The 19,700-nt window shown below is 65.1% G+C and carries 23 protein-coding genes and 1 pseudogene; 12 read left to right on the top strand and 12 right to left on the bottom strand.

Features of this window, described 5'->3' with window-relative positions:
• The first annotated feature begins 102 nt into the window (after positions 1-102).
• The 4 genes from D6B98_RS01660 (at position 103) to D6B98_RS01645 (ending at position 2,682) form a co-directional block, all read left to right on the top strand.
• On the top strand, positions 103-1,164 hold the full coding sequence (locus D6B98_RS01660; protein ID WP_126255855.1) for an alpha/beta fold hydrolase: 1,062 nt from the start codon (positions 103-105) through the stop codon (positions 1,162-1,164).
• Positions 1,165-1,182: 18 nt separating this feature from the next.
• Entirely contained in the window at positions 1,183-1,533 is a 351-nt protein-coding gene (locus tag D6B98_RS01655; protein ID WP_126255205.1) for an MmcQ/YjbR family DNA-binding protein, read from the top strand.
• Between the two features lie 117 nt (positions 1,534-1,650).
• Positions 1,651-2,004, top strand: coding sequence for a hypothetical protein (locus D6B98_RS01650; protein ID WP_126255204.1), 354 nt, complete (start codon positions 1,651-1,653; stop codon positions 2,002-2,004).
• A 75-nt stretch (positions 2,005-2,079) separates the two neighbouring features.
• Positions 2,080-2,682 (top strand): MSMEG_1061 family FMN-dependent PPOX-type flavoprotein, encoded by a 603-nt coding sequence (locus D6B98_RS01645; RefSeq protein WP_126255203.1) that lies wholly within the window; start codon positions 2,080-2,082, stop codon positions 2,680-2,682.
• A gap of 130 nt (positions 2,683-2,812) precedes the next feature.
• Here D6B98_RS01645 and bfr read toward each other — a convergent pair whose 3' ends face one another.
• Together bfr and D6B98_RS01630 are read right to left on the bottom strand one after the other, a co-directional pair.
• The gene (gene bfr / locus D6B98_RS01635; protein WP_024339472.1) at positions 2,813-3,301 is read right to left on the bottom strand and encodes a bacterioferritin; all 489 of its coding nucleotides are present in this window, start codon (positions 3,299-3,301) and stop codon (positions 2,813-2,815) included.
• A 134-nt stretch (positions 3,302-3,435) separates the two neighbouring features.
• Complete coding sequence (locus D6B98_RS01630; RefSeq protein ID WP_126255201.1) at positions 3,436-3,708, bottom strand: (2Fe-2S)-binding protein; 273 nt, start codon at positions 3,706-3,708, stop codon at positions 3,436-3,438.
• Between D6B98_RS01630 and D6B98_RS39650 the strand changes: the two genes are divergently transcribed.
• Positions 3,707-3,862, top strand: coding sequence for a hypothetical protein (locus tag D6B98_RS39650; protein WP_164718318.1), 156 nt, complete (start codon positions 3,707-3,709; stop codon positions 3,860-3,862). The two genes, D6B98_RS01630 and D6B98_RS39650, sit on opposite strands and share 2 nt — an antisense overlap.
• A 7-nt stretch (positions 3,863-3,869) precedes the next feature.
• On the opposite strand, the gene D6B98_RS01625 is transcribed toward D6B98_RS39650, so the two are convergent.
• Positions 3,870-4,175, bottom strand: a complete 306-nt coding sequence (locus D6B98_RS01625; RefSeq protein WP_126255200.1) for a hypothetical protein — start codon at positions 4,173-4,175, stop codon at positions 3,870-3,872.
• A gap of 131 nt (positions 4,176-4,306) precedes the next feature.
• On the opposite strand from D6B98_RS01625, the gene D6B98_RS01620 reads away from it, so the two are divergent.
• Both D6B98_RS01620 and D6B98_RS01615 read left to right on the top strand, forming a co-directional pair.
• Positions 4,307-4,630, top strand: a complete 324-nt coding sequence (locus D6B98_RS01620) for a hypothetical protein (RefSeq protein ID WP_164718317.1) — start codon at positions 4,307-4,309, stop codon at positions 4,628-4,630.
• 240 nt (positions 4,631-4,870) lie between these two features.
• Entirely contained in the window at positions 4,871-5,155 is a 285-nt protein-coding gene (locus D6B98_RS01615; RefSeq protein WP_028179902.1) for a hypothetical protein, read from the top strand.
• A gap of 80 nt (positions 5,156-5,235) precedes the next feature.
• Here the strand turns inward: D6B98_RS01615 and D6B98_RS01610 are convergent, their stop codons facing one another.
• Entirely contained in the window at positions 5,236-6,462 is a 1,227-nt protein-coding gene (locus D6B98_RS01610; protein WP_126255198.1) for a lytic murein transglycosylase, read from the bottom strand.
• A 7-nt stretch (positions 6,463-6,469) separates the two neighbouring features.
• On the bottom strand, positions 6,470-8,119 hold the full coding sequence (gene ettA, locus D6B98_RS01605) for an energy-dependent translational throttle protein EttA (protein WP_126255197.1): 1,650 nt from the start codon (positions 8,117-8,119) through the stop codon (positions 6,470-6,472).
• Positions 8,120-8,350: 231 nt separating this feature from the next.
• On the opposite strand from ettA, the gene D6B98_RS01600 reads away from it, so the two are divergent.
• Together D6B98_RS01600 and D6B98_RS01595 are read left to right on the top strand one after the other, a co-directional pair.
• The gene (locus D6B98_RS01600) at positions 8,351-8,566 is read left to right on the top strand and encodes a hypothetical protein (RefSeq protein ID WP_063201904.1); all 216 of its coding nucleotides are present in this window, start codon (positions 8,351-8,353) and stop codon (positions 8,564-8,566) included.
• 132 nt (positions 8,567-8,698) lie between these two features.
• Positions 8,699-9,661 (top strand): D-2-hydroxyacid dehydrogenase family protein, encoded by a 963-nt coding sequence (locus tag D6B98_RS01595; RefSeq protein ID WP_126255196.1) that lies wholly within the window; start codon positions 8,699-8,701, stop codon positions 9,659-9,661.
• A 58-nt stretch (positions 9,662-9,719) separates the two neighbouring features.
• Here D6B98_RS01595 and D6B98_RS01590 read toward each other — a convergent pair whose 3' ends face one another.
• Positions 9,720-10,916 carry a L,D-transpeptidase family protein gene (locus tag D6B98_RS01590; protein ID WP_164718316.1) on the bottom strand — a complete coding sequence of 399 codons (1,197 nt, stop codon included), beginning with the start codon at positions 10,914-10,916 and terminating at the stop codon, positions 9,720-9,722.
• A 370-nt stretch (positions 10,917-11,286) separates the two neighbouring features.
• Here D6B98_RS01590 and D6B98_RS01585 point away from each other — a divergent pair, with 370 nt between their 5' ends.
• Positions 11,287-12,075 carry a hypothetical protein gene (locus D6B98_RS01585; RefSeq protein ID WP_126255194.1) on the top strand — a complete coding sequence of 263 codons (789 nt, stop codon included), beginning with the start codon at positions 11,287-11,289 and terminating at the stop codon, positions 12,073-12,075.
• 140 nt (positions 12,076-12,215) lie between these two features.
• Here the strand turns inward: D6B98_RS01585 and sseA are convergent, their stop codons facing one another.
• From sseA to D6B98_RS01570, 3 genes are all read right to left on the bottom strand, one after another.
• Positions 12,216-13,070 (bottom strand): 3-mercaptopyruvate sulfurtransferase, encoded by an 855-nt coding sequence (gene sseA, locus D6B98_RS01580; protein WP_126255193.1) that lies wholly within the window; start codon positions 13,068-13,070, stop codon positions 12,216-12,218.
• A gap of 130 nt (positions 13,071-13,200) precedes the next feature.
• Entirely contained in the window at positions 13,201-13,614 is a 414-nt protein-coding gene (locus tag D6B98_RS01575) for a rhodanese-like domain-containing protein (RefSeq protein WP_028138151.1), read from the bottom strand.
• Between the two features lie 135 nt (positions 13,615-13,749).
• The gene (locus tag D6B98_RS01570) at positions 13,750-14,925 is read right to left on the bottom strand and encodes a vWA domain-containing protein (RefSeq protein WP_126255192.1); all 1,176 of its coding nucleotides are present in this window, start codon (positions 14,923-14,925) and stop codon (positions 13,750-13,752) included.
• Positions 14,926-15,087: 162 nt separating this feature from the next.
• On the opposite strand from D6B98_RS01570, the gene D6B98_RS01565 reads away from it, so the two are divergent.
• A complete protein-coding gene (locus tag D6B98_RS01565; protein ID WP_126255191.1) occupies positions 15,088-15,333 on the top strand; it encodes a GlsB/YeaQ/YmgE family stress response membrane protein in 246 nt (81 codons plus the stop codon).
• 106 nt (positions 15,334-15,439) lie between these two features.
• Positions 15,440-16,282, top strand: coding sequence for an AAA family ATPase (locus D6B98_RS01560; RefSeq protein ID WP_028152332.1), 843 nt, complete (start codon positions 15,440-15,442; stop codon positions 16,280-16,282).
• Positions 16,283-17,244: 962 nt separating this feature from the next.
• On the opposite strand, the gene D6B98_RS01545 is transcribed toward D6B98_RS01560, so the two are convergent.
• The 3 genes and pseudogenes from D6B98_RS01545 to D6B98_RS01535 all read right to left on the bottom strand — a co-directional run bounded on the left by D6B98_RS01545 (position 17,245) and on the right by D6B98_RS01535 (position 19,478).
• Positions 17,245-17,517 (bottom strand): hypothetical protein, encoded by a 273-nt coding sequence (locus D6B98_RS01545; RefSeq protein ID WP_126255189.1) that lies wholly within the window; start codon positions 17,515-17,517, stop codon positions 17,245-17,247.
• 66 nt (positions 17,518-17,583) lie between these two features.
• Positions 17,584-17,733, bottom strand: a pseudogene (locus D6B98_RS01540) (GMC oxidoreductase); the annotation flags it as partial.
• Positions 17,734-17,831: 98 nt separating this feature from the next.
• A complete protein-coding gene (locus tag D6B98_RS01535; RefSeq protein WP_126255187.1) occupies positions 17,832-19,478 on the bottom strand; it encodes a GMC family oxidoreductase in 1,647 nt (548 codons plus the stop codon).
• Between the last annotated feature and the right edge of the window lie 222 nt (positions 19,479-19,700).

The following is a 19,700-nucleotide window of genomic DNA, read 5'->3' as shown; positions in this document are numbered from 1 at the left end:
CGGCGGAGCCGAAATCCTACATCCTTCCCGGCATTTCTGCTAAGTTCCGTCGCAACGCGGCCGCTGATGACGAGCCGCAACGGGGAGAGAGACATGAGAGACATGAAGGTGCTTTGCGCGGCGCTATCGATCGTCCTGTTGTCCTTTTCGATATCGGCGACGGCCGCCGACCATCCCGCCCCCAGGCAGGGCGACTGGATCGCCAAGGATTTCAAGTTCCACACCGGCGAGGTCATGCCTGAGCTGAAGCTGCATTACACCACCGTCGGCGAGCCCTCAGGCCAGCCGGTGCTGGTGCTGCATGGCACGGGCGGCTCGGGCACCGGCATGCTGGGACCTTCCTTTGGCGGTGAGCTGTTCGGCCCTGGGCAACCGCTCGACGCCGCCAAGTATTACATCATCCTTCCCGACAGCATCGGCCATGGCAAATCGTCGAAGCCGTCCGACGGCATGAAGACGAGCTTTCCGAAATACAATTACGACGACATGGTCGAGGCGCAGTACCGCCTGGTGACGGAGGGCCTCGGCGTCAAGCATTTGCGGCTCGTCATCGGCAATTCGATGGGCGGCATGCACACCTGGCTGTGGGGCAAAAAATATCCGAAGGCGATGGACGCGCTGATTCCGATGGCCTCGCAGCCGACCGAGATGGCCTCGCGCAACTGGATGATGCGGCGGATCATGCTCGACACCATCCGCAACGATCCCGACTACAATGGCGGCAACTACACCAGCCAGCCGCGCATGATGAAGTACGCCGTCACTGCCTACGGCATCGCCAGCATCGGCGGCACGCTGGCCTATCAAGCGCAGGCGCCGACTGCGGCCAAGGCGGACAAGATGGTCGACGACCGGCTGGCGACGCCGATCACGGCGGATGCCAACGACTTCGTCTACCAGTGGGAGTCCTCACGCGACTACAATGCCAGCGAGAAGCTGGAGGCGATCGAAGCGTCGCTGCTCTTGATCAATTCCGCCGACGACGAGCGCAATCCGCCCGAGACCGGCATCACCGACGCGGCCATGAAGCGGGTCAAGAACGGCAAGCTGTACCTGATCCCCGCCAGCACCGAGACGCGCGGCCACGGCACCACGGGCAATGCCAAATTCTACGCCGAGCAGGTCAGGCAATTGCTGCAGACCGCGCCGCAGCGGACGATGTAATACGAACAGCAAGACGGAATGTCGAAATCTCGCTTTCGCAAGGCTGCACTCGCATTTCCCGGCGTCATCGAGGGCGCACATCACGGCCATGCCGACTTCCGCATCGGCAAGCGCGTGTTCGCGACGCTGGGTTATCCCGATGACACATGGGGCATGGTGAAGCTCACGCCGGACCAGCAGACCATGCTCGTCGACGCCGAACCGGAGCTGTTTCGTCCGGTCCCCGGCGCCTGGGGCAAGAGCGGCAGCACGAATGTAAAACTGGCAAAGATCGATCCGGTGACATTGCGGAGCGCGCTCGAGATGGCCTGGCGCAACGTTGCACCGAAATCTCTGCTCGCGTCGATCGAGACGCGATCGCGAAGCTGATACCGCATCGCATCATGTGCGGCGCCCAGGGGCCGCATATTATTTGAGCATGCAATGCGCTGACGGCTCGGGCTTAATCGCGTCAACGATACGAATCGGAACGCGACGGAGGATCGCATGCGCAGGCTCGCATTGTGCGTTTGGCTGGCCGCGATGACGGCGCTGACGAGCGCTGCGTTCGCGTTCGACAACGGGCAATACGACCACGTCCCGCCCGACATCCGTGCCTGGTTCAAGAGCGTGATCGCGCCGAACGGTGTGCCCTGCTGCGACATCTCCGACGGCCATCGCACCGACTACGATGTCCGTGGCGGCGCCTATTGGGTGCCGATCGAAGGGCAATGGATGGAGGTGCCCGGACGCGCGGTGATCCGCGATCAGGGCAATCCCGTCGGTCAGGCCGTTGTGTGGTACGTCCACCACCGCGGCGCCATCATCATCAGCTGCTTCGTGCCGGCGGATGCCGTGTAACGGTCTTGATCGATTCCATTGGCTGGCGGCGGCCCGATCGGATAGGTTGCCGCCAATCCGTGCGGAGGTACGCCGTTGACCGATCTTTGCGCCGAAGACCTCGCCGCCATCTATGCCAAGCCGAGCCCGCGCGTGATCGCGAAAGCGCGTCCGGCGATCGACGCGCATGCGAAGAAGTTCATCGAGATGTCGCCGTTCTGCGTGCTCGCGACATCCGGAGCGGACGGCAGCGTCGATGCCTCGCCGCGCGGCGGCGGCGTCGGCTTCGTCCACGTCGCAGGTCCGAGCCAGCTGTTGATGCCCGACCGCTCCGGCAACAACCGGATCGACAGTTTCCGCAACGTCGTCGAAGGCTCGGGCTTCGTGCAGCTGCTGTTCTTCGTCCCCGGCATCGACGAGACGCTGCGCGTCGGCGGACGCGGCACGCTGTCGGCCGATCCGGATCTGCTCGCCTCGATGATCGAGTTCGGCAAGCCGCCGCGCGCGGTGCTGAACGTTGCCGTCAGCGAGGTCTATTTCCACTGCGGCAAGGCGCTGATGCGCTCGAAGCTATGGTCGTCGGACAAGGTGGAGCGCTCGGTGATGCCGAGCATCGTCACGGTCATTCACGACCAGACCGGCCTCGGCGAACCGGCGAGCCAGGAGACCGTGGAAGAACTCTACAAGACGCAGTTGTAGTTGGGCGTGGTTCCGCAAACGAACCGTCATGCCCGGGCTTGTCCCGGGCATCCACGTCTGCATCGCGCGGCAACACGTGGATGGCCGGGTCAAGCCCGGCCATGACGAATGGATGGGCCGGAGCCAGGGCCTAATGCCCCTCGCCCTCGAGCCCGCCGACGTGCTTCTGGGTATAGAGTTCGAGGCCGATGCGGCCGATCAGGTCGAGCTGGGTTTCGAGGAAGTCGATGTGGTGCTCCTCGTCGCTCATCAGCTTCTCGAACAGGTCGCGCGTGACGTAGTCCTTGGCGCCATGGCAGTAGGTCGCCGCTTCCTGGTAGAGCGCCCGGGCGCTCATCTCGGCGGCGAGGTCGCACTCGATGATCTCCTTGACGTTCTGGCCGATGCGCAGGGGATCGAGCACCTGCATGTTCGGGAACCCGTCGAGGAACAGAATGCGCGCGGTGAGCTTGTCGGCATGCTCCATCTCCTCGATGGACTCCTTGCGCCAGACCTTGGCCATGTCGAGGAGGCCCCAATTGTCGAGAAAGCGGTAGTGCAGCCAGTACTGGTTGATCGCAGTCAGTTCGTGACGCAGCGCCTTGTTGAGATAGTCAATAACTTTTGCGTCGCCCTGCATGATTCACTCCAGCTCTTGCATTCCAAATCGGCCCCAAACCGAATTTAGAATGTTTCTAAGTCAGTTTGCGGATAAGGGCAACTGGCTACCGAGACGCAGCCGGGGAAAAGCTCTGCCGATCCGGCGGAAAGATGTCAGCAGGCAGCGAGGGCGAACTGTGCGGGCTCGGCCGTCTCGTCATTGGCGGCCATCGTGTGGCTGTGCGGGCAGCCCGTACAGCAGGACTGGGCGCAGGGGCCAAGGGCTTCGTCGATGATGGTCTTGATCGTCCGCGCACAGCGGCCGCATTCGGCGCTACAGCCGAGGCACCCATAGACCTGCTTGGCATGGCGCACGGCGTCGTCGGACTCGGCGACAGCGGCGCGGATGTCGTCATCGCTCAGCACGTTACAGGAACAAACGATCATGGAAGCGATAGGCCCTTCGGTGATGCGTCATCATCGATATTTAACGGGCCGGCTGGATGCAAAAGGAAAAAGCGGTATTTCAAGCTATTCCAAACTGGCCCACGAACAGCCTAGAACGGCTTCAAAACCCGGCGTTGCGCTGAATCAAGATTAGAGCGGATCTAGTCGCCGCCGCCCCCACCACCGTCGCCGCCACCTCCACAATCCCCGCCTCCGCCGCCGCTATCGCTGCTGGAACAAGTGCCGCTATCGGTCGAACTCCCCGAACTGTCGCCGGAAAACCAGCTTCCCAGCGCGAACCCGTCATTCGTCCCGCTGTAGGAGGTGTCGCTGCTGCTCCCGCCGTCGCCACCAGCCCCGGCGCGCGAGCGTCGGCGGCGGTTCTGGAGGTGGGTCAACCAGCCATAACCGATCGCAGAAACGATCCCGGCAACGATCAATGCATTTGCCATCGCGTTGCCCATCATCGCCTCCCTGGCAGAGCCCCGGTTCCTATGAATTGGTAGCGCCCGGCAAAGGGGCCGTTCATTGATCATTCGGACGAAGTATGGAACTCTGCCCAGAGCGGTTCCAGCGTGTTTGTACGAAAGGTCAATCCATGAAGAAATTCCTCGTGGCGGTCGCGGCCGTCGCCACCCTGGCCGTCGCGGCCGGAACTCCGGCCCAGGCCCAGCGCGGTGTCGCCGCAGGCGTAGCTGCGGGGATCATCGGTGGCGCCATCGTCGGCGGCGCGCTGGCCTCTCCGTATTACTACGGACCCGGCCCGGGCTATTACGAACCCGGCTATTACCCGCCGCGCTATTATGCGCCGGCTCCCGGCTATGTCGCCGACGGCTATTATGGCGGCGGCTGCGTCTGGCAGAAGCAGCGTTTCTGGGACGGCTATGGCTGGCGCGTTCGCCGCGTCAGGGTCTGTGGCTGAGCCGCCTCGAACCGGCTCACTGCGACGGCTTTCAGCTGCACCGGTTCACTACGGATACGCCGTTCATCTCGGGGCCTGAAAAACACCGCTTTTTCTCGTCACAGCTCCGTGCGCGTTTACCGTGGATTGACCATTTGCGCGCTTCCTAGCCCGACGGCCAATTCCATCAGAGTGTGCGTGAACCTTTGAAACCCGGGCGCCTCTAACCAGAGGAACCCATCTCCCAGGAGAGCCCTGAGCATGAAGAAGACTCTAGTTGCCGCCCTCACGGTTGCGACGGTCGCCGGATCGCTGGTGACCGCCACCCCGCCCGCCAAGGCCGGTGACAACATTGGCGCCGGCATCGCGGCCGGCCTGATCGGCGGCGCGATCGTCGGCGGCGCCATCGCGTCGAGCCGCCCGGCCTATGGTGGTCCCGTTTACGTGGCCGAGCCCGGCCCGCCGCCCCCGCCCTGCTACTGGCAGCGCCAGCGCTATTGGGACGGCTATGGCTGGGTCGTTCGCCCGGTTCGCGTCTGCTACTGATCTGATCGCACGGCGCTCGCAAGCGCCGCGATCGAAGCCCGGCCGACACCATCGGCCGGGTTTTTTCTTTTGGTCCTGCGCTATCGCCCTGCCTGGATCGAGCGCAGCACCTCTTCGCTCGGCCAGCAATCAACCTTGAGGCCGGCCGACTTCTGATAGGCGCCCAGCGCCGCGCGCGTCTGCATTCCGGCCTTGCCGTCGATCTTGTCCTTGTAGAGCCCGATCCGCGTCAGCCCGCGCTGCATCGTCTCGACATCCTTGGTGCGCAATTGCTTGGAGGCCGACCAGGGCGTTGCGAACGGCTGCGGGTTCGTCATGCGATCGCTGAGATGGCCGACGAACAGCACATAGAGGTCGGAGAAATTGTATTCCTTGATGACGAAGTAGTTCTTCGTGGTCAGGAATGACGGGCCGTAGATGCCCTCGGGCTGCAGCAGCGAGGCCGGCTGTGCCTGCTCCGCCGCGCTCAGGCGCTGGCCACGCACCGGCACGAAGCCTTCGCGCAGCCACTGGCCGATCGGCTTCGTCACCTCGGGCACACCAGCGGTGCAATCGACCTTCGCGGGCGCCTGCACTTCGTAGGCCCAGCGCACGCCGCTCTGCCAGCCCTTGTTGACGAGCTGCTGGGCGGCCGAGGCCAGCGCATCCGGCACCGAGTGCCAGATGTCTTTGCGGCCGTCGCCGTCGAAGTCGACGCCGTGCTTGTAATATTCGGACGGCAGGAATTGCGTGAGCCCGGTGGCGCCCGCCCAGGACGAGCGCATGTCCTTGCGCGTCACCACGCCCTCGCCGAGGATCTTCAGCGCAAGGATGAACTCGGTGCGGTATTGATCCTTGCGCCGCCCGACATAGGCCTGCGTCGCCAGCACGCGCACGAGATCGTAAGGCAGCGTGTAGCGGCCATAATCGGTCTCGCGGCCCCAGATCGCGAGCATGACGGTGGCGGGCACCCCGGAGCTTTTCTCGATCTCGGTCAGCGCGGGCCGATATTTTTGCAGCAGCCGCTGCCCCTCGCCGGCGAGCCGCGCGATCGACGCTTCCCTGACGTAGTCGGCCGGCACCTGCACGAACTCGGCCTGCGACGGCGCGCCGGTCGCAGGCCGGCCCGGCAGAAGCAGGTCGGGCAGCTTGTAATCAGGCTCGAGCCCGCGCGTCTCTCGCTCGAACGTCGCGCGCGAGACGCCTTCGGCCTGCGCCTCCGGCCAGAGCGAGGCGATGAACTGGGTGAAGGCGGCATCAGTGGCGCGGGCGGACGACCAGCCGCAGGTGACCGCGATCACCGCAGCGATGAGCGCCCGCCGCATCATGCCGCCATCACCGTGTCAGCTTCTTGTACTTCACGCGGTGCGGGATGATGCTGTCCTGGCCGAGCCGGCGCATCTTGTCCTTCTCGTAGTCCTGGAAGTTGCCTTCGAACCATTCGACATGGCTCTCGCCTTCGAAGGCCAGGATGTGGGTCGCGATGCGGTCGAGGAACCAGCGATCGTGGCTGATGATGACGGCGCAGCCGGCAAAATCCTCCAGCGCCTCCTCGAGCGCGCGCAGCGTGTCGACGTCGAGGTCGTTGGTCGGCTCGTCGAGCAGCAGCACGTTGGCGCCGGACTTCAGCATCTTGGCCAGATGCACGCGGTTGCGTTCACCGCCGGAGAGCGCACCGACCTTCTTCTGCTGGTCCGCACCCTTGAAGTTGAACGACGAGCAGTAGCCGCGCGAATTCACTTCCTTCTTGCCGAGCAGGATCAGCTCGTTGCCGCCGGAGATTTCCTCCCACACGGTCTTCTTGCCGTCGAGCGCATCGCGCGACTGATCGACATAGCCGAGATGCACGGTCTCGCCGACCGTGATCGTGCCTGCGTCCGGCTTCTCCTGGCCCGTGATCATCTTGAACAACGTGGTCTTGCCGGCACCGTTGGGGCCGATGACGCCGACGATGCCGCCGGGCGGCAGCTTGAAGGTGAGATTGTCGATCAGGAGGCGATCGCCGAAGCCTTTGCTGAGCCCCTCGAAATCGACCACGTTGGCACCGAGCCGCTCGGCAACGGGAATGATGATCTGCGCAGTCTGGGTCTGCTTCTCGCTCGCCTGCTTGAGCAGCTCCTCATAGCGCTGGTAGCGCGCCTTGGACTTGGCCTGGCGCGCTTTCGGCGAGGACGCGACCCATTCCTGCTCGCGGGCGAGCGTCTTCTGGTGCGCGGCGTCCTCGCGTCCCTCCTGCTCCAGACGCTTCTGCTTCTGCACCAGCCAGGACGAGTAATTGCCCTCATAGGGGATGCCGCGGCCGCGGTCGAGCTCGAGGATCCAGCCCGTCACGTTGTCGAGGAAGTAGCGGTCGTGGGTCACGATCAGGATCGCGCCGGGATAGTTGCGCAAGTGCCCTTCCAGCCACGACACCGACTCGGCGTCGAGATGGTTGGTGGGCTCGTCCAGCAAGAGCAGTTCGGGCTGGTCGAGCAGCAGCCGGCACAGCGCGACGCGGCGGCGCTCACCGCCCGAGAGCTTGGTGACGTCGGCGTCGTCGGGCGGGCAGCGCAGCGCGTCCATGGCCTGGTCGACCTTGCTGTCGAGATCCCAGAGGCCCTGGGCCTCGATCTCGTCCTGCAGCTTGGTCATCTCGTCGGCGGTCTCGTCGGAATAGTTGACCGCGAGCTCGTTGTAGCGGTCGAGGATCGCCTTCTGCTTGGCGACGCCCCGCATGACGTTCTCGCGCACCGAGAGCGCAGGGTCGAGCTGCGGCTCCTGCTCGAGATAGCCGACGCGCGCGCCCTCGGCGACCCAGGCCTCGCCGGTGTATTCCTTGTCGAGCCCGGCCATGATCTTGAGCAGGGTCGACTTGCCCGAGCCGTTGACGCCGAGCACGCCGATCTTGGCGTCCGGGTAGAACGACAGATGGATGTTATCGAGCACCTTCCGGGTCGGGTAGCTCTTGGTCAGGCCCTGCATGAAATAGATGAACTGGCGCGCCATCGGTCCCGAAAACCTTCGATTTGAGGAAATTTGCTTCGCCAGCGATGTAGCGATCCCGTCCCGAAAGGGCAACGTTTTCCGTCCGTTCACCACGGATGAATACGGTCCGGACACCATCTCGCCCTGATCCGGACAATTGAAACTATCTTTTAATGAATTAGGCAAAAGCTCGGTTTCGCGCGGAAACAGCGCCACCCGCCAGAATGAACGGGAGCACAGCGAGGCCGCATCATGGCTCTGATCGAGACCCATTCTCTTCCTGTTCCGGCAGAAGCCGGCCACGTCTCCGACTTCGCCTCGGAGATCAAGGGATTCTGGAAGCGCTTCTTCGCCACCGCCTTCAATCCCTACCGGCCCGAACTGCACTACATGCGCGGCCCCGGCCCCGCCTGGCGCGCCAAGCACGGCATGGATGCGCCGTTCCGGCTGAAGCCCCGCGATCTCTAAAGCGCCCGCTCTGCTGTCGGATTTTTGAAGACGCAGGCGGCTTGCGCGCTGGTGCGATTGCGCGCAACCATGGCCCGGTTCCGACGACGGCGCTGGCCCGGCGTCCTCACCTCTCGCCATGGATGAACGCTGATGAGCCGGCTGCGCTGTGCAATTCTCGACGACTATTTCAACCTCGCGCTCGACGTTGCCGACTGGCAGAAACTGTCCGACCGTGTCGACGTCACCGTGTTCAGCCATCCCTTCGCTTCCGAACGGGCCGCGGCCAGCGCGCTGGCCGACTTCGAGATCATCTGCGCGATGCGCGAGCGCACGGCGTTTCCCGGGCCCCTGTTCGAGAGCTTGCCGAAGCTGAAGCTGCTCTTGACGTCAGGCATGCGCAACGCCGCGATCGACCTGGAGACCGCCAGGGCGCGCGGCATCGTCATCGGCGGCACGCAATATTCCCGCGATCCCACCGCGCCGCTGACCATGGGCCTGATCCTGGAACTGACCCGCGGCATCGGCCGCGAGAATGCACGCATGCATGCCGGCGAGCCCTGGCAGACCTTTGCCGGCGTCGAGATCGAGGGCATGACGCTCGGAATCGTCGGGCTCGGCAAGCTCGGCAGCAAGATGGCCGGGATCGCCAAGGCGTTCGGCATGAACGTGATCGCCTGGAGCCCGAACCTGACGCCGGAGAAATGCGCGGGCGCCGGCGTCGGCTACGCCACCAAGGTGGAGCTGTTCGCCAAGGCCGATATCGTCACCATCCATGTCGTGCTGAGCGAGCGCTCGCGCGGCCTCGTCAGCCGCGAGGACCTCGCCCGGATGAAGCCGACGGCGTTCCTCGTCAACACCGCCCGCGGGCCGATCGTGGACGAGCAGGCGCTGCTCGAAGCGTTGCAGCAGCGCAGGATCGCAGGCGCCGGCCTGGACGTGTTCTCGGTCGAGCCGCTGCCGGTCGAGCATCCCTTCCGCAAGCTCGACAACCTCGTGCTGACGCCGCATCTCGGCTACGCCACCAAGGACGGTCTGGGCATACATTACAGCCAGATGGTCGAGGCGATCGATGCCTTCACTGAGGGCGGCGAGTTGCCGCGCAGGCTGGCCTGAAACGACAATGGGCGTGCCAAGGCACGCCCATTGCAGTTCGCACTCTATCTCGCAGCGCTCAGCGCACCGTCACCGGCGCGGGCAGCGGCGGGACCACCGTCGGCTGCGTGCCCGGGACAGGCCCGGCCTGGGCGGCCATCGGAGCCGGACCGGCAGCGCCCTGCGTCGGTGCAGCGGACGCGGTCGCCGTTCCCGGCGGCGGGCCGCCCGGCATCACGACCACGCGGGTGCCGACCTTGACGCGATCGAACAGGTCGGAAACGTCCTCGTTCAGCATGCCGATACAGCCCGACGAGACGAACTTGCCGATGGTCGAGGGCTGGTTGGTGCCGTGGATGCGGTAGACGGTCGAGCCGAGATACATCGCGCGCGCGCCCAACGGATTGCCGGGGCCGCCCGCCATGAAGCGCGGCAGATAGGGCTGGCGTTCGATCATCTCGGTCGGCGGATGCCAATCCGGCCACTCGGCCTTGCGGGTGATCTTCTGCACGCCGGTCCAGGTGAAGCCGTCGCGGCCGACGCGCACCCCGTAGCGGATCGCGCGGCCATTGCCGAGCACATAGTAGAGATAGGTGTTCGGCGTATCGACCACGAGCGTGCCGGCCGGCTCCTTGGTCTGGAACGAGACCTCCTGGCGGCGCAGGTTCGGCGGCAGCTGCACCGGCGCAGCATCGGGCTGCTCCTCGGGCGGCAGCGCGGCCAACGTGATCGGCCTTCCGTCGGCGCCGACGGGCGACTGCCCGGCCTGGACCGTTCCGGTGGCGGCGGGACCGCCGACAGCCTCCGGCGGACGCAGGCCATCATTGACAGGAGCCTGCTGGCCCGGGCGATCGGCGTAGATCACCTGCGGCGGACCGGCGGGGCGGCCGTAGCGGGGATCATCGGGCGACATCACGGGGCCCTGCGGCGGCGCAGCCGAATAGACCGGCGCGCCAGCGGGGCGGCCATAGCGCGGATCGTCCGGCGACATCACCGGGCCCTGGGGCGGGGCTGCCGAATAGACCGGGGGCGCGCCGAGCGGGCGGCCATAGCGCGGATCGTCGGCCGGGCCGGGCGGCGGCAACGATGCATGCGGCATCGCGTCGTCGTCATCGTCGAGCGCGTCGAAATTGGGCGTGCGGTCGCCGGGCCGATACTCGGCCGGGGCGCCGTAGCCCGGCACCTGCTGGACCGGATAGCTCTGAGCCTGCGCGAGCGAGGTTCCCGCCGCAGCGACTGTTGCGGCAGCGCATATCGTCAGAAAATGTTTGATCATCATCGCTCTTGTATAGTCCCCAAGCCCGACCGGCCCGTTAACGGCCAGATGACGGAAGATAGCGGCACATTCAAGACATATCAGGCTTATTTGAGCCGGATTTGCCGTTTTGTGATCCGCAAGACTACCGTTGCCCCGTTGCATCACGGGGCGAAAATCGCATCGCGCCCCGGCTTGCCTGACAGATCGGCTCCGAATTTAGCGGAACGGCTCGAAATCGTTGCGGTATGTTCGAATCAGCCTGATTCGCCGCCGATTTGAGCTCCTGCTCCCCGCGCGGCGAACACGGCAAACAGTACCGTCACCGCGTTCAGATGGCTCATGGGCCCTGGCACCCCACGCCGCCGGGGCGGAAATTCGCAACCCTTCGATGCTTCCCGGCTTTCGCTTCCTGTTTGCCGCGATCCTGCTGTCAACCTCCATCCTGGTGTTCGGCCTGGGCGCCGCCGCGCTGCTACGCGCGAGCCACGAGCAGTATGTCAGCAACCCGTCCTGGCGGAACGGCCCGCAGGAGCAGATGTTCGCGCAAGCTTCCGAGCCTGCCCAGCCGGTGCTCGCGGTGCTCCGCGCCGAGCCGGAGGTCACGGCCGAACCCGAGCCGTCGATCCGCGACCAGGTGCCGACCATTGGACTGCCCGCCACCGATCCGGAGCAGGTCGCCGCGCTGACCGAGGCTGACGTCCTGACGCAGGCCGCTGCGCCTCCGGCGGAAGCGGCGGCTGTCGAGCCGGCCAAGTCCGAGACCACGGCGGACGCCACTGCGCCAGCCCCGGCCGACACGCTCACCCCAGCCGACGCGACGGCCTCGATTCCCGACGCCAAGCCGGACGTTACGCCTGCCGCTGTCGCGACCGCCAGCGAGCCGGCACCGGTCGATCCCAGTGCCGCCCTCGCCTCCTCGGCGCCCGACGTCGCTTCGAGCAAGCTGGCCGCGCTGAACGATCCGGCGACGACGGCCGTGAAGGACGCGCCGGCGAAGGCCAAGGTCGATAGCAAGCCCGAGAGCAAGGCCGACGACAAGGCGACCAAGCGCAAGGCGAAGGCGAAGAAGCCGCACCGCGTGGTGCGGCGCCCGCCGCCTCAGCAATTGCAGCAGCAGCTCGATCCGTTCGGTCAGCAGCAGCCGGCGTTCGCGACGACGACCGCGCGCACGCGCTGAGGCGCCTTCCTTGCGGCCCTGCAATCGTTTCGAACATCGTCATGCCCGGGCTTGTCCCGGCCATCCACGTTCTTTGTGCCGCGCCTCAAGACGTGGATGGCCGGGTCAAGCCCGGCCATGACGATGTGGAAATAGCGAGGCTACGCCGGACCGGTCGCGATGGCCGGGCCGCCCTCCTGGCCCCATTCCGACCAGGAGCCGTCATAGAGCGCGGTGTCGGTGATCCCCAGGCGGTAGAGCGCAAGCGTCAGCACGCCGGCGGAGACGCCGGAGCCGCAGCTCGTCACGATCGGCGCATCGAGCTTGACGCCGGCGCCCGTGAAGGCGGCGCGCAGCTCCTCGAGCGGCTTCATCGTGCCGGTCGCGGCGTCGAACAGCAGATTATACGGCACGTTGCGGGCGCCCGGGATGTGGCCGGAGCGGATGCCCGGGCGCGGCTCGGGCGCGCGGCCCTCGAAACGGTCGGCGGCGCGCGCGTCGATCACCTGCTCGGCACGGCTTTCGACATTGGCGATGAGCTGCTGCATGCTGCGCACGCGCTTCGGGTCGAAGCTCGCCTTGAACGTCGCCGGCTTCGGCTTCACCTCGCCGCTCTCCACAGGGCGCCCCTCGGCGCGCCATTTCTTCAGGCCGCCATTGAGGATGCGCACGTTGTCGTGGCCGAACGCGAGGAACATCCACCACGCGCGCGGCGCGGCGACCCAGCCGCCGGCATCGTAGAGCACGACGGTGTCGCTATTGCCGATGCCGAGATTGCCGACGTCGCGGCCGAACTGCTCGGCGCTCGGATACATGTGCGGCAGCGGGTTGGAATGGTCCGACACCGCATCGACGTCGAAGAACACAGCGCCCGGCAGGTGCGCGGCGAGATAATCGTCCTTCGGCAGCGGCAGCACGCCGGGCAGCTTGAAGCTGGCGTCGAGGATCTTGACGTTGGCCTCGCCGATATGGGCGGCGAGCCATTCGGTGGAGACGAGGGGGTCGGTGGCGGTCATTCGCTATTTCCTTGTCATTCCGGGGCGTGCGCAGCACGAACCCGGAATCCATCGTGCGGCAGTGTCGGTCGATGAATGGATTCCGGGCTCGCCCTTCGGGCGCCCCGGAATGACGGTGAGAGAGAGGCCCTCACCCCTTCTTCTTCGGCTCCCACTTCTCGACCGGGCCGCCGGCATCGCGCCAGGCGGCGTAGCCGCCGGCGATGTGGGCGACCGGCTTGAGGCCCATGTCCTGCGCGGTCTTGGCGGCGAGCGCGGAGCGCAGGCCGCCGGCGCAGTGGAAGACGAACTTCTTGTCCTCCTGGAAGATCGGCTTGGCGTAGGGGCTCTGCGGATCGATCCAGAATTCGAGCATGCCGCGGGTGCAGGCGAAGGCGCCGGGAATGCGGCCGTCGCGCTCGATCTCGCGGGGGTCGCGGATGTCGACGATGACGACGTCGCCGTTCTTCGATATCTCGATGGCGTCCTTGGCGGTGAGCGTCTCGATCTCGGCATTGGCCTCGTCGATCAGCGCCTTGATGCCGCGGGTGATGTTTTGGGGCATGTGGTTCTCCCTTCTCGTTGTCATTCCGGGGCGATGCGCAGCATCGAGCCCGGAATCCATTCATCTACACGGACTGTGGCCCGATGGATTCCGGGCTCGCGACTTCGTCGCGCCCCGGAATGACGACGGGAGACATCAGTGCGTCAATTCCTTCATCGCAGCTTCCAGCCCCTCGATCGTGATCGGATACATCCGGCCCGCGAAGATGCGCTTAATGATGGTAGTGGATTCCGAATAGTCCCAGTGCTTCTGCTGCACAGGGTTCAGCCACACCGCATGCGGATAGGTGCGGATGATTCGGTCGAGCCAGACCGAGCCGGGCTCCTCGTTGACGTGCTCGACCGAGCCGCCGGGCACCATGATCTCGTAAGGCGACATCGAGGCGTCGCCGACGAACACGATCTTGTAGTCGTGCGGGTATTTGTGCAGCACGTCCCAGGTCGGCGTGCGGTCGGTGAAGCGGCGCTTGTTCTGCTTCCACACGCCTTCATAGAGGCAATTGTGGAAGTAGAAATATTCCATGTGCTTGAACTCGCTCTTCGCCGCCGAGAACAGCTCCTCGACCTGCTCGATATGCATGTCCATGGAGCCGCCGATGTCGAAGAACACCAGGAGCTTCACCGCATTGCGCCGCTCGGGGCGCATGTGGACGTCGAGATAGCCGTGATTGGCGGTCTCGCGGATCGTGGTGTCGAGATCGAGCTCGTCCGGCGCGCCGGTGCGCGCGAATTTGCGCAGCCGGCGCAGCGCCACCTTGATGTTGCGGATGCCGAGCTCGACATTGCCGTCGAGGTCTTTGAACTCGCGCTTGTCCCACACCTTCACGGCGCGGTTGTTGCGGTTCTTCTCCTGGCCGATGCGCACGCCCTCGGGATTGTAGCCGTGCGCGCCGAACGGCGAGGTGCCTGCCGTGCCGATCCACTTCGAGCCGCCCTGGTGCCGCCCCTTCTGCTCCTCGAGCCGCTTCTTCAAGGTCTCCATGAGCTTGTCCCAGCCCATGGCCTCGATCTGCTTCTTCTCTTCTTCCGTCAGGTATTTCTCGGCGAGCTTCTTCAGCCATTCCTCGGGGATCTCAGCCTTCTCCATGGCGTCCAGGAGGTTCTCAAGCCCCTTGAACACCGTGCCGAAGACGCGGTCGAACTTGTCGAGATTGCGCTCGTCCTTCACCAGCGAGGCGCGCGACAGGTAATAGAAGTTCTCGACCGTGTAGTCCGCAAGGTCGGCGTCGAGCGCCTCCATCAGCGTGAGGTATTCGCGCAGCGTCACAGGGACCTGCGCGTCGCGCAGAGAGGTGAAGAATTGCAGGAACATGGCTGACAGATTGCCCGTCGGGGGGCGAACGTCAAGGGGCGCTCCAGCTCTCCCCGCTGGGGAGAGGTGAGCCGCGCCGATGGATCGGGCGATTCAGCGTGGACCCAGATGCTTTTTGCTCTAGAATTGGCACCCTCACGGGGTTGTTTGGGGACGTATGCAATGGGAATTCTCGCAGCGCTCATCATAGGGGCGATCGCAGGCTGGCTCGCGGGCAAGATTGTCCACGGGGCGGGATTTGGGCTGGTCGGCAACATCGTCGTCGGCATCATCGGCGCGCTGGTTGCGAGCTGGGTGCTGCCCCAGCTCCACATCCAGCTCGCCTCCGGCACGGTCGGCGCCATCGTGGACGCCACCATCGGCGCGGTGATTGTGCTCGTCATCCTTTCGCTGATAAAACGGGTCTGAAAGCCTGACCGAACCAGGAACGGCCGCCGCGAGCGGCCGTTCGCTTGTCGTGACCAAGGCAACGAAATTGGCATTGCCTCACGACGACGACCAACAAGGACGCGCGATGAAATTTACCGGCACCAAGGACTATGTTGCGACCGACGATCTCAAGGTCGCCGTCAATGCCTCGATCGTGCTGGAACGCCCGCTGCTCATCAAGGGCGAGCCCGGCACCGGCAAGACGGTGCTGGCGGAGGAAGTGGCGAAGGCGCTGAACGCGCCGCTTTTGACCTGGCACATCAAGTCCACCACCAAGGCGCAGCAGGGCCTCTACGAATACGACGCGGTGTCGCGCCTGCGCGACAGCCAGCTCGGCGATGCGCGCGTGTCCGACATCAGGAACTACATCAAGCGCGGCAAGCTGTGGGAGGCTTTCACCGCCGAGCAGCGCCCGGTGCTCCTGATCGACGAGATCGACAAGGCCGACATCGAATTCCCCAACGACCTCTTGCTCGAGCTCGACCGCATGGAATTCCATGTCTACGAGACCGGCGAGACGATCAAGGCCAAGCAGCGCCCGATCATGATGATCACCTCCAACAACGAGAAGGAACTGCCGGACGCCTTCCTGCGCCGCTGCTTCTTCCACTACATCAAGTTCCCCGACGCCGACACGATGGGCCGCATCGTCGACGTCCACTTCCCCGGCATCAAGAAGCGCCTCGTCGAGGAAGCGCTGCGCATCTTCTTCGAGGTACGCGAGGTGCCCGGCCTGAAGAAGAAGCCGTCGACCTCGGAGCTGCTGGACTGGCTCAAGCTGCTGCTCAACGAGGACATGAGCGTCGAGCAGCTGCGCGAGCGCGACCCGCGCAAGCTGATCCCGCCGCTGCACGGCGCGCTGCTCAAGAACGAGCAGGACGTGCATCTGTTCGAGCGGCTGGCGTTCTTGAGCCGACGGGAAGTGTAGGCTTCTCGTGTCCCGGACGGTGCAACGCTGCTGCGCAGAGCAGAGGCGGCACGGCACAATGCGGCGACATGGGCCCCGGCTCTGCAGCGCACCGTCGAAGTGACGCTGCGCTGCGTCCGGGGCACGAGAGCGGAGTTTGGCGCACGTCCGCTTCCACGTCGTCATTGCGAGGAGCCCTTGCGACGAAGCAATCCAGAATCCCTCCGCGGAAAGACTCTGGATTGCTTCGCTCCGCTCGCAATGACGGAGTATGAGGCGACAACTTCGCTCTTCTCATTCGCAGCTTGAATCGCAGACACACCTTCGCAGCCTCGCGGCGCATTTCGCCCGAGCTTTGCTTCATTCCATCGCCCCAAAAGAAAGAGGGCGCAGGGAAGGCCGGGTGCTGACAACGCACCCGCGGTCCGCTGCGCGAAAATGCACGCGCAGAAAAACCGCACAGCAGCATACAGGTGGTGCCAATCACTCGGCCTTCCCTGCGCGATGGTCGGACGGCTTATGCCGTGCTCTCCCGGGAGCCGAACCTTCCTTCTGGCCTCCCTCGCCCCGCGAATTGGATGATGCCGTCTGCCCGGTCGGGCTCGCGCACACCTCCGCGGAAGCTTGACCGTAGCAACGACGGCCAGGACCACACGGTTTTGCCGTACGCACGGCCCGCCCTTTCGCCGCAGTTTTCCCAGCCCTGTCGACAAAGCCGGAAACTTACAAGCGAGACGAAGCCTAGCAGCGCCGTTCGTCACACGCGGGGTTCAGGCTCACAGGGACTACCCGCCCTGCCCGTCCCATCTCGTGCCGACGCTGCCGCGTCCACCGCAACCCGGCCCGCGTTTCGAACGACTCGCGAACCGCCCCTCTTCGTCGGGCCGGGCCGTCTCGATCTATGCCGCAATTCCGAATTTCGGTAAAGTGGAATATTTTTGAGCGGAGGGGTTGACAGGGTGCGGGGTGTTTTGCCCGACGGGCTACGGGGTCTGCAACGTCGAGGCCCACTCAAGAGCCGGAAGCACCGTGCCGACGAGCAGGCCATATGAAAAGGCCTTTTGAATTGGTGTGCCCCGAGGAAACCATCCTATTCCTCCCATGAAGTACATGACCGCCCAGAGGCCGGCAAACAGGGTCCAATCCCGCCAACCCACGCGCAACAGCAGACCGACCGGAATAGCGGTGCAGAGAAAGACGACCCCGCAGATGGCGATCTGGCCAACAGATTGCCGCTTATCGTTGATTTGGGGCATTGCCGCGTCTCCATGAGCAGAGCTCGTAGGGCAGCTTGGCGTCAGCGTAACCCATCCTACGAGATGTCACGCCATCGCCGCGTCCGGGATCCGCGCGGCTTCCATCGGCTGCTTGCCGCGGATCAGATCCGAGGCGCGGTCGGCGATCATCATGGTCGAGGCGTTCAAATTCGCCGAGATCATGCGCGGCATCACCGAGGCATCGATCACGCGCAGCGGCTTGTAGGATGGGTAGAGCGCAGCGAAACCCATCACCGTTCAGCACTCGCCGAAGCACGATGGGTTTCGCTGCGCTCTACCCATCCTACGAGATGTCACGCCACCGCCGTGTCCGGAATCCTTGCGGCTTCCATCGGCTGCTTGCCGCGGATCAGGTCGGAGGCGCGGTCGGCGATCATCATCGTTGATGCATTCAGATTCGCCGAGATCATGCGCGGCATGACCGAGGCGTCGATGACGCGCAGGCCTTCGAGGCCGTGGACGCGGAGGTGGTCGTCGACCACCGCCCAGGTGGAATCCGCCGGGCCCATGCGGCAGGTGCAGCCGGGGTGGAAGGTGGTGGTGCCGCGCTCGGTGGCGGCGTGCAGGAACTCGTCGTCGGTGTTGACGTTGGGGCCGGGGAAATCCTCGTAGGCGTAATAGGGCGACAGCGGCGCGGACTTCAGAAGCCTGCGCGCGAGCTTCATGCCGCCGACGATGACGCGGCGGTCGAGCTCGGCATCGAGGTAGTTGGTCTGGATGATCGGCGGCGCGAACGGATCGTTCGAGCGGATGCGGACATAGCCGCGGCTCTCCGGGCGCTGCTGCCAGGACGCCACCGTCATGCCGGGCTCGTCCTCGAGCTGGCCCTGCACGCCTTCCTTGTAGGACGCCGGCGTGAAGGTGAGCTGGAGATCGGAACTCTCCGCGCTCTCGCCGGAGTGCCAGAAGCAATAGACCATGGTCGGCGACAGCGAGAGCAGGCCGCGGCGCGCGGTCGCCCATTTCAGCGCCTCGATCCACAGCGAGAGGCCGCGGCGGAGCTCGTTGATGGTCTTGATGTCCTTGACGCGCGCCACCGTGCGCGGGGCGTAATGGTCCTGCAGGCCCTCGCCGACCGGCAGCGCGTGACGCACGGCGATGCCGTGCTGCTGCAGCAGATCGGGCGAGCCGATGCCGGAGAGCTGCAGGAGCTGCGGCGAATTATAGGTGCCGCCGGACAGGATCACCTCCTTGTTGGCGCGCACCTCCACCGGCGTGCCGCCGCGGCCGCCCTTGCTGTAGCGCACGCCGACGGCGCGCTTGCCCTCGAAGATGATCTCGGTCGCATGCGCATGGGTGCGCACATGCACGTTCGGCCGCTTCATCGCCGGCTTCAGGAACGCGGTCGAGCCGGAGACGCGCAGGCCCCTCTCGATGGTGCGCTGGCAATAGGAGACGCCTTCCTGGGTCTTGCCGTTGTAATCGGGGTTGCGGGGAATGCCGAGCGAGACCGCGCCTTCCATGAAGGCTTCGCAGAGCGGATCGCGCCAGTCCATGGTGGTGACGGTGAGGCTGCCCTCGCGGCCGCGATAGGTGTCCTCGCCCTCGCCGACGCGCTTCTCCAGCCGGCGGAAGTAGGGCAGCACGTCGGCATAGCCCCAGCCGCGATTGCCCATCTGCGCCCAGGTGTCGAAATCCATGCGCTGGCCGCGATTGTAGATGTGGCCGTTGATCGAGGACGAGCCGCCGAGCGTCTTGCCGCGCGGCGCATAGATGCTGCGGCCGCCGGTCCAGGGCCCCGGCTCCTGCTGGTAGGCCCAGTTGATGCTCTTCATGTGGAAAGTCTTGATGAACCCCGCCGGCAGATGGATGTAGGGATGCCAGTCGGAAGGCCCGGCCTCGAGCACGCAGACGCTGACGTTCGGGTCTTCGCTGAGCCGGCTGGTGAGCACGCAACCGGCGGAGCCCGCGCCGATGATCACATAATCAAATCTATCCATGGTGGCGTCCTTAGCGCGCGATGATTGCCGAATGGATGGTGCCGGCCACGAGCTCGCTCCAACCTCGCCCGCTTGCGGGGGAGGTCGGCGCGTAGCGCCGGATGGGGACTCTCTCCACGCGGGGAGTCCCACCGCGGAGGCACCCCCTCCCCAACCCTCCCCGGTAAACGGGAGAGGGAGCGCAGTGCGACCGCGGATGCACCGAACCAATCACGCTCATGA

Source organism: Bradyrhizobium sp. LVM 105, from assembly GCF_003957705.1.
Lineage (GTDB): Bacteria > Pseudomonadota > Alphaproteobacteria > Rhizobiales > Xanthobacteraceae > Bradyrhizobium > Bradyrhizobium frederickii.
Note: the sequence above shows the minus strand (reverse complement) of the source record. Positions and strands in the feature narration are given on the sequence as shown.